Origin of the sequence: Microcystis sp. LE19-195.1E (assembly GCF_027532095.1) — a bacterium.
Taxonomy (GTDB): Bacteria; Cyanobacteriota; Cyanobacteriia; order Cyanobacteriales; family Microcystaceae; genus Microcystis; species Microcystis aeruginosa.
This window is the reverse complement of record NZ_JAPZSZ010000072.1, coordinates 1-1906: the sequence shown is the minus strand read 5'-3', so window position 1 is coordinate 1906 and position 1906 is coordinate 1. Positions and strand designations below refer to the sequence as shown.

Here is a 1906-nt window from a genome sequence, read left to right as displayed (position 1 = left end):
TGAAATGGGGCGAAAGTCTGTGGACTCTGTGTAAGACAGTACATGGTTTTTTAACTGTGGTATGCGACGGTGGTGGAAGCAGAAACTTAAATCGTGAGGTTTAGGAATCGCCGCACTTTTAGGGCGGCGAGGATGTCAAGGTATAGCTTATCCTATATTGGACAGATTGTGATCAAGATTGATAGCGGTTGCTTGCGGAGGGGACGACTTTAATGGGGAACCAGAACCCGATAAACTATTAACCAGATTCTCTTGGTTCCTTCGTCCCTCCCATCCTGATAAAAAATATATGAGTAATAATAGACCTAAAATTATAGTCTTAGATGACGACCCGACAGGTTCCCAAACAGTCCATAGTTGTCTGTTATTGATGCGGTGGGATGAAGATACTCTCCGCTTGGGATTGGCAGATAATGCGCCAATTTTCTTTGTTTTGACGAATACGCGCGCTTTAACCCCCGAAAAAGCCGAGTCTGTCACGCGAGAAGTCTGTCATAACCTGAAAACTGCCTTAACTAAAGAGGGAATCGAGGATTTTTTGGTGGTTAGTCGTTCCGATTCTACCCTGCGCGGGCATTATCCGATCGAAACTGATGTTATTGCCGAAGAATTGGGCGGTTTTGATGCACATTTCCTGATTCCAGCCTTTTTTGAGGGGGGCAGAATCACTCGCGATAGTATTCACTATTTAATCATCGATGGCGTTCCCACTCCCGTCCACGAGACGGAATTCGCTCGCGATTCGGTTTTTGCCTACCATTACAGTTATCTGCCGGATTATGTGGAGGAGAAAACGAAAGGTAAAATTAAAGCAGATGATGTGGAAAGATTTTTACTGGCAGATATCCGTCAAGGTAGTTTAGAACGACTGCAAAAGCTCAAAAATAATCAATGTGGGGTGGTAGATGGGGAAACTCAAGCGGATCTCGATCTCTTTGCTGAAGATATTTTAACCGCCGCAGGGGAGGGAAAAAAATTTTTATTCCGTAGTGCCGCCAGTATTTTAACTTCTTTGGCTAATTTAGGAACTCAACCGATCGCACCCGAATCTATGGGTAAGTATAAGCCCACGGGGGAAGCCGGGGCAATTATCGTCGGTTCCCACGTCAAAAAAACTAGCCAACAATTAGATGAACTGCTTCAACAACCCAACACCGTCGGAGTCGAAATCGATGTGACGGCATTGCGCGATCATCCCGATCAACGAGATCAACTCCTAGCACAAGCTCTGGAAAAAGTCAAGCTTATTCACAAAAATAAACAAACCCCCGTGATCTATACCAGTCGGCAAGAGTTAACCTTTGCCTCTGTGCAGAAACGCCTTGATTTTGGGGTTGCCGTCTCCACCCTGTTAATGGACATTGTTAAGGGTTTACCCAGTGACATCAGTTTTTTAATCAGTAAAGGCGGAATTACCTCCAATGATGTCTTAAGTACGGGTTTAAGCCTGCAATCGGCCCGTTTACTCGGTCAGATTCTCCCCGGTGTCTCCATGGTCCGTACAGCAGCCGATCATCCCCTCTTTCCTAATTTACCTGTGGTTCTTTTCCCGGGTAACGTTGGTGATGTCCAAGCTTTGGCCACAGTTTATCAACGTTTGTGCCAATAGGAGGCAATCAGTGATCAGTGATCAGTTATCAGTGAGCAGATGTGAGTTTTCAGTTCACTGATTACTGAAAAAAAGCTCCCCTCTCCCTTCTCTCCCCTCCCCAATTCATAATTCATAATTCCCACTGCTGCTGGCTGCTCAAGGTTCATCGAAAATTTTGGGTCTGAAACCCCGTCGTTCTACGACGGCTTTACCGTTAAATATTAGCGCATTTACACGATATATGCTAGAATGTGAGACATGGAAAAAGCCTACTCGTTTCGATTTTACCCCACACCCGAACAAGAGTCGCTATTG

2 protein-coding genes are annotated in these 1906 nt (G+C 45.3%); both read left to right on the top strand.

The genetic code is table 11. From position 1 onward, the window contains the following. Positions 1–289 precede the first annotated feature (289 nt). Positions 290–1609: a four-carbon acid sugar kinase family protein gene (locus O9300_RS04420; protein WP_287970280.1), complete on the top strand. Its 1320-nt coding sequence runs from the start codon at positions 290–292 to the stop codon at positions 1607–1609. Between the two features lie 240 nt (positions 1610–1849). Further along, positions 1850–1906, top strand: a 57-nt coding sequence (locus O9300_RS19425; protein WP_155119799.1) for a helix-turn-helix domain-containing protein, incomplete at its 3' end; no start/stop codon positions are given.